The organism is Syntrophorhabdaceae bacterium, from assembly GCA_028713955.1.
Taxonomy (GTDB): Bacteria; Desulfobacterota; Syntrophorhabdia; order Syntrophorhabdales; family Syntrophorhabdaceae; genus UBA5609.
This window is the reverse complement of sequence record JAQTNJ010000153.1, coordinates 1-7,465: the sequence shown is the minus strand read 5'-3', so window position 1 is coordinate 7,465 and position 7,465 is coordinate 1. Positions and strand designations below refer to the sequence as shown.

The 7,465-nt window shown below is 47.8% G+C and carries 6 protein-coding genes; 1 reads left to right on the top strand and 5 read right to left on the bottom strand.

All coding sequences use genetic code 11. The features are described from left to right. Window positions 1–243: 243 nt before the first annotated feature. Together PHU49_12050 and dctP are read right to left on the bottom strand one after the other, a co-directional pair. A complete protein-coding gene (locus PHU49_12050; GenBank protein MDD5244739.1) occupies window positions 244–1,407 on the bottom strand; it encodes a reductive dehalogenase in 1,164 nt (387 codons plus the stop codon). A 45-nt stretch (window positions 1,408–1,452) separates the two neighbouring features. Then, window positions 1,453–2,427 (bottom strand): TRAP transporter substrate-binding protein DctP, encoded by a 975-nt coding sequence (gene dctP, locus PHU49_12045; protein ID MDD5244738.1) that lies wholly within the window; start codon window positions 2,425–2,427, stop codon window positions 1,453–1,455. Between the two features lie 288 nt (window positions 2,428–2,715). Here dctP and PHU49_12040 point away from each other — a divergent pair, with 288 nt between their 5' ends. After that, on the top strand, window positions 2,716–2,886 hold the full coding sequence (locus PHU49_12040; GenBank protein ID MDD5244737.1) for a hypothetical protein: 171 nt from the start codon (window positions 2,716–2,718) through the stop codon (window positions 2,884–2,886). On the opposite strand, the gene PHU49_12035 is transcribed toward PHU49_12040, so the two are convergent. The 3 genes from PHU49_12035 to PHU49_12025 form a co-directional block, all read right to left on the bottom strand. Next, complete coding sequence (locus PHU49_12035) at window positions 2,873–4,294, bottom strand: sigma 54-interacting transcriptional regulator (GenBank protein MDD5244736.1); 1,422 nt, start codon at window positions 4,292–4,294, stop codon at window positions 2,873–2,875. The two genes, PHU49_12040 and PHU49_12035, sit on opposite strands and share 14 nt — an antisense overlap. 314 nt (window positions 4,295–4,608) lie before the next feature. After that, window positions 4,609–5,970: a sigma-54 dependent transcriptional regulator gene (locus PHU49_12030; protein ID MDD5244735.1), complete on the bottom strand. Its 1,362-nt coding sequence runs from the start codon at window positions 5,968–5,970 to the stop codon at window positions 4,609–4,611. Continuing rightward, the coding region (locus tag PHU49_12025; protein ID MDD5244734.1) for an ATP-binding protein at window positions 5,970–7,465 on the bottom strand (1,496 nt) is incomplete at its 5' end. The genes PHU49_12025 and PHU49_12030, both read right to left, overlap by 1 nt.

The window sequence follows — 7,465 nt, the reverse complement described above, 5'->3', positions numbered from 1 at the left end:
TCTATATCCCAGGTCAACGGCTTATTGAAAAAATATCGCAGGATGATGTCACAGAATTTTATAATTATGGCACAACCAAGCAAAATACCGCCAAGATAGGCAAGGCTCTCTATAACCCAGTCAAAAACAGCTTTGGATTTCATTATACTCTCCCATTTCCACAGAGTTCTTTACTGTCTTAATCACAAAAAAAGTTCAGTCTGCTTATAGAACTTCTTCCATGCCCTGCTAAAGATTCCGGTTCTATTTCCTTTCTGGGTTGAGGAGCTTGATGTTTACATCTTTGTCTTGTATCATTGCCAGATACTCGTCTTGGCTCATCCGATAGTCGTTGAATGATGGAGGCATTTCCTTTTTCTTGGGTTTTTTCCCATAGAAGAGATCATCCAGAAAATTGATGAGATTATGCGAGGCGCTGGACTTGGAGACAATTTGTCCGACTGTACGGTGAAACGTGGTGTCCTTCTTGCTCCAAGGGCATACAGCAACACAACGAATACAGTCCTGCCAGTTCATTGGGTCTTTTCTCCAATAGCGATAACACGCCACCTCATTTACCTTCCACTTTTCTACTCCTCTTATTTCGATTTTTTCGTCTTTAGCGATGGCTCCTGACGGGCAGTTAGTTGCACATTTCCGGCACGATTTACAAAATGCTCCTACTCCGAGATCGATAGGATGATCGACTTCGAGGGGGAGATTTGTCAGGACTGTTGCAAGCCTCACTCTTGGTCCATATTGCCTCGTCAACAAAATACCAATGCGGCTTAATTCTCCCAGTCCAGCGTAGACAGCAAGAGGCACATGCATGACAACATCATTACCGGCACAGCTTGCGCGTGCGTAATATCCTAACTGAGCGATATAGATAGCAAGTGAGGTAGATAAAACGGCAAGTTCCTGATACTGTTTTCCTACTTCAACATGATCGCACCAGCTTGGTGTCGTCCGGATCATATCATAGTCCTCTGCCTTCGCCAATACTATGGCGTATTTGTAATTAGAGTAATCGACCGGATCGCCATTCCGGTCATTCTCGAATATGAAGGCCTCATGCAACTTTGTAATTCCCACAAGGTCCGCACCCATATAGCGTGCAACCTCCTTGATGTGTGAGCTCATCTTTATCGTGTCCTGCACTTTGGTTTTCCATTTAAGGGGCTTTGGCTCACAAATGCTCCAGAGATGGGCGCGGAGCATAAAAGGGCTGAAGACCATACGATCCAGGGGGTGTGGAGGAGGGCTTGTGACACCGACATTCTTGGTATCTATATCCACTTCCCCCCTTAGCGCCCTTGAGAAGACCTGATCGGTCTGCTTGAACCGCGAAACAGGCGCTTTAACGTGAAAACTGGGATATTCGACAAGATCTTCGATTAGCGGCAAGGGTTCCAGAAAATTATTCATCCTATTCTCCTTCAGTACATTCACCTTTATTGGAACCAGTCAATTCTACTTGGTCGTCAGCTTTTTGAATTGTGGCCCATAGACCGGGTCCTCTGCTATTACCTTCTTCCAGGTAGTCTCGTATGAGAGATCTCTCAACTTCTTTGCGTCTTCAGCGGGCAGTTTCGCTATCTTTATCCCCATTTTTTGTAACGAATCCAACTCTGCAGCCGCTATTTTGCCTGCATTTTCCGTCGCAATTGGCTCCATCTTTTGAACTGCTCTTTTTAGTGCTACCTGTAAGTCTTTTGGGAGTTTATTGAAGGCCGCCAAGTTGATCCCCACAAAGGCCTCAAGTTGGAAAATGCCTGGCTCAATAACGAACTTCGTGACACCTTCTAACCCAAGGCTCTTGATACCATAACCTCCCCACATAAATCCATCCACTACGCCCCGCTCCATCGCGGTGTGGATTTCGGTTCCAGGCATCATTACAGGAACTGCGCCCAACGCTTTTAGGAGAGGCACATAAAGAGGCATAACACGGATTTTCATGCCTTTAAAATCTGCCAATGTTTTAATATTTTTTCGGGTATAGATACGCAAGGGAACAACGCTATGCAGACACCCTAAGTATTCAGCATTAACCTTTTCCCTGAACACCTTGACCCAGAGATCATAACACCCATTCTTTCTTTCCTCCCAGGCCGATAGTTGTGAAATACCTTTAGCATCTGCAACAGGTAACATCGACGTGAAGTAGCTAAAAGGATAATAGAGAAGCATATCTATAGTCCCATTTTTGAGAGCTATCGATTGGTCAAATGAGGGGATTACTTCAGGCCCTCCCACCCAGTTAATCTTTAGTTGCCCATTAGACTCTTTCTTAATCATATCTATAAGCATTGGAATTTCAGTAAGGTGTGCTTCATTCCTCGGTGCAAACGTGATACCCTTAAGTACAAAATTCTGGGCAAAAGATGGGGTACCAAATGCCACGACAAAGATGAGACATAATCCAAACAAAAGACATTTTTTCATAATCACTCCCTCCTTTTCCTGTTAATTGCCTTATCGTTTCATAAAGCAATCTTTTTATCGAATTCCAAATCGTTATTTAGAACCTATCGTTAATGAGAGAGCAAATACCGTGCCATAAGTTTATTTTATGTAATAACGCAATATAACTCGGATTTGGAATGGTCTTGCACCTTCGGCTTTCTTCGAAAAGATGTCAAAAGTGATATGTTGACTATCAGATGTGACATTGGCAAAACAGTCGGTAGTCTATAATCCCTGTGAGAAAGGGTAGCCGTGTAAGAGACCACGATGATGGCTGAAACCTCATTTAAAGGAGAGAAAGGAATAGACCGCATTGATCTTCCGGGAGAAGTAATGAACTGTTATAATCCTCCGGAATACCCCTCGGTTAGGGTAAGGCTGGAGTCAGAGCTGAAAACGTTTTTTGCCAATATCCGGGGGGCTACTATTCAGGTATGATGTCCTGCGTTAACTTCTTCAAGTGCTGCATCTGACGGGCTTTCCTGTTAATCGTTGACAGACTGATACCAAGACGAAACGCTGCCTCTCTATATGTACCCGCATCTTCAATGGCTTGTCTGATAATATTGATCTCATATTGTTCTATCCTCTCACGCAACGTCTTGTCCTTGTCTTGCATGGAACATGAAGGTGCCTCAGGCTTTCTCAGATCATTACCAACTTTTTCCAAGGTTTTAACGGTAACCACACTACTATCTGCCATGAGGAACAAACGCTCTATTACGTTTCTTAGTTCCCTCACGTTTCCCGGCCATCCATAATCACATAGAAACCGAACAAGCTGAGGGTCAAAATACTTCTTTATTCCATACTTGATATTCAAGTCATGGACAAAACGCGCTAATAGCTCAAGCGTATCTTCTTTCCGCTCTCTCAACGGAGGGACATAGATAGGTATTACCGCAATTCTGTAATATAAATCTTCTCTGAAATGGCCTGACCGAACACAGTGAGCCAAATCCTTATTAGTGGCAGCTACTATTCTCACATCTATCTTTCGCGGTGACTTCCCACCGACACGAACAACTTCATGGCTCTCCAAAACGGTGAGGAGTTTGCTTTGAAGTTCTAAAGGCAATTCTCCTATCTCGTCCAGAAAGAGCACACCTTTATCAGCTCTTTCTATGAATCCGCTCTTGCCTGTTTGTCTTGCTCCCGTGAAAGCGCCGGCCTCGTAACCAAAAAACTCCGACTCAAAAAGACTGCCCGGGACGGCTGAGCAATTGACTTTTATGAAGGGACCTGGCCGTTTGCCCGTATCATAGATAAAACGGGCAAGCACGTCCTTCCCAACCCCTGTCTCACCCAGAATCAATATACTACTTTCCGTTCCTGCAACACGCCTCGCAAGTTCGATAACGTCTGTCATGGCCTTGCTTCTCACGATCAAACCTGATTCTGAAGGTTTTCCTATCTTCTGAATGCTTTCCAAACCCCATCGATGCAAGTCAGCAATACTTCTCAGGTTGCAGACAACGCCCGTAATGCTCCCGTTCTGGCCGCGTACGGGGCATGCGCTGCTCAGTACCTCTCTGGTACCGACGGTCGTGAGTCTGATCGTGCATGGTTTCTCTTTCTCTAAAGCTCTCACAATAGCAGAATCAGTGCCGATGCCTCGACTAAGAAGATCCCCCAGCCTGTTTCCGAGCAGCATCTTTGGAGATATATGGGTAACCCGTTCAACTGCAGGATTTATCAACAAAACCTTCCCGGTAGCATCGGCCAATATTAATCCATCAACTGAATGCGTAAGCATGTTCATTGCATCGTCAAAAGATGAAGGAAAATGGGGCAGGCAATACTGTGGCCCCAATTTTTTTCCTATAGAAAATGGCCGGGCTTTCATGGTTTTCCCCCTATAGACTTGCCGTCTTTATAAGAAACCATCCTTTTCTTATACCCTAACCGTTCTAAAATTGTACGGTTTTCTGAGCGTACTATTGTTAACTCTTACCTTTTTTATTTGTAGATTGTCAATACTTTTGACCCCTTTCGCGTAAAAGGGTGACATCCGTAAATCGTAAGTCGTGAGGGGACTACCGCAGAACAAACTGTATATCGTATTTAGTAGATCGTATATCGAGATTGGAAAAAAACCATTCGCGTAATGTGTTTTGTTTTTCTACTATCTACTATTCACTATCGACTATCGACTGTCTTTTACTCTGCTTTCTGCCTCTTTGCTTTTGCGATAAGGCTGACCCTCGAGATCCCAAGTATCTGGGCCGCCTTGGTCTTGTTGCCGCCAGTATAGTTGAGGACCCTTCCGATATGATCATTTTCGATCTCTTCGAGGGTCTTCAGGGGGGCGTCCGTTGGCCCGTAGTCGCCGAACCCCGCGTTTTCGAGAAAATAGCTGGGCAGGGATTTCTTTCTCAATTCATTCGTGGACTCCACGATCACAGCGCTGTTGATGATATTCATCAGCTCACGGACATTACCGGGATAATCGTACCGGGTAAGGGATTTCATCACCCCTTCGGAAATCTTCTCGATCTTCTTGTTGTTCGTCTGGCAGAACCTGCGCAGGAAGTGGTACGAAAGCAGCTGAATATCCCCTTTTCTCTCCCTGAGCGGGGGAAGATAGACGGAGTTGATATTAAGACGGTAAAAAAGATCTTTTCTAAAGTTGCCTTTCTTCATCTCCTCGTGAAGGTTCTTATTCGTAGCGGCGATGATCCGCACATCGACCTTCAGGTTTTTTGTCGACCCGAGACGGAAGAATTCCCCCTCCTGGAGGACGCGCAGCAGCTTCACCTGGATGGGAAGAGCCAGTTCGCCTATCTCATCGAGAAAAAGCGTGCCCCTGTCGGCCTCTTCAAGAAATCCTCTCTTGTTGGATGTCGCGCCCGTAAAGGCACCCTGGCTGTGTCCGAAAAACTCTGACGCGAAGAGTTCGTTTGCAAATGTACCGGCATTGACGGCGACGAAGTGCTGTCCATTCCGCTTGCTGATCCGGTGAATCGCCCGGGCGATGAGTTCTTTTCCTGTGCCGCTCTCACCCCAGATGAGAACACTGTTGTCGGTGAGCGCCATCTTCTCCACTGTCGAGAAGACCTCTCTCATCTTCCCGTCCTGCGTGACGATCTCTTTGAAAGCCTCCTTGAACCTGAGGTTCGCGGCTGCCGTCAATTCGGATTCAACGTTTCTGGATGTTCTCCTCTGCTCCAGGGCCGTGTGCATGAGGTTCAGAAGGCGGTCGTTATCAACGGGTTTTGTCAGGTACTCGAGGGCGCCCAGTTTCATGGCAGCCACGGCAAGGCTGATATCTTCCACACCGGTCAGAACGATGGTCTCTACATCGATGCTTTCCTCATGGATCCTCTTGAGGATGTCGATCCCCGTCACATCGGGCATGTCCATATCGAGGATCAAAAGATCATAGGCGCCGTCCTTGAGCACATCGTAGGCCCTTGTACTGTTCGCCAGCGTGGTCACGTCAAAGGTACCGGCCTGGAGGAGAAAGATGTTCAGGTAATTGAGCACCGCCTGGTCGTCATCTATCACGAGGATCCTGTCCATCAAGCCTCCTCAGGACTTCCGGGGAGATAGATGTAGAACGTTGTCCCGACACCTATCTTGCTTTCCACTTCGATCCTGCCTTCATGTTCCTTGATTATCCCATAGGCTATGGAAAGCCCGAGACCCGTTCCGCCATGATGCCTTTTCGTCGTAAAAAAAGGATCGAAGATCTGTTTCACCGTCTTCTCATCCATGCCCTTTCCGTTGTCGCTTATCTTCAGTACGATCTCCCTGTCGTTCGGCCGGTATGAGGAAACCGTTATGGTTCCCCGCGGCTTATCGATAGCCTGGGACGCATTTATGAGTACATTCACGATAACCTGCTGCAGCTTCTGGGCGTTGCCTGTAATCTCGGGCAGGTCCGGGTCAAACTCGGCCTTTACATCGGCCGTCCTGCGGACCTGGTTGTCCACGAGCCGCATACACGCCTCAGTAATGGCGTTCACGTTTACCCTCTCGTTGAGGAGCCCCTCGTCCTTTTTGGCAAACTTCCGCAACCCATCCACGATCCCCTTGATCCTGTTCGCACCCTGCGCCATGTCGTCCACGAGAACGGGGATCGACTGCCTGAACATCTCGTAGTTGAGCCGGGCAATCTTGAGGTCGGGCCGGGCTTCATAGGCGCGATCGAGGATGGGCATCATATCGTTCAACGCCTCCTGGATAATGGTCAGGTTGCCCCGGATAAATGTGTTGGGGTTGTTGATCTCGTGGGCGATGCCTGAGACGAGCTGTCCGAGAGATGCCAGCTTGTCGGCCTGGAGCAGTTGCCGTTCCATGTTCTTTTCCTTCGTGATCACCCGTGAGAATTCCAGCGCCCCTATGACCTGGCAATGGGAATCAAAGATCGGGTACGCCTGGAGAAGGTAATACTCGCCGTCTATCATTCGTTCAAGAGATACGGGCAGCTTCTCTGTGAAGACCCTGCCGATCAGGCAGTCCTCGCAGGCGGCCTCCTGATTGAAGATCCTCTTGTAACACTTCCCCTTGTTGCCGATGCCCTTCTGGTTCGACATGAGGATATTGAAATCGGGATCGATGACCACAACGGTGTCGGTGATCGCCTTAAAGAGGGTCTGGAGCCTCATCTTGCTCTCCCTCAGCTTTTCGGTGAGGGTGACAAGTTCCTTGTTCTTCTTGATGAGGAGGTCCTTCTGGTTCTCCAGGTCGACCGTTCTCTGGCGGACGTTCTTCTCCAGGTTCTCGTTCTGCTCTATGAGCTTCCGCTCCAGCTCCTTGCGTACCCGTATGTCCTTGTACACCGATTCGACGCATTGTTCGCCGTCGACATCGATGATGATGTACGAGGCTATTACAGGGATAGGTGTGCCGTCACGGTCCAGCAGCGTAAGCTCAATACCCTCCGCGAACCCGTCCTGTCCCAGCTTTTCGAAGATAACCGATCTGATCGCCGGATTCTCATAGAGCCCGTCACGAACAAAATTGAGGTGGACCGAACCGTCCTCAGGGTAGTGGAGGAGGCGGTAAAATTCCC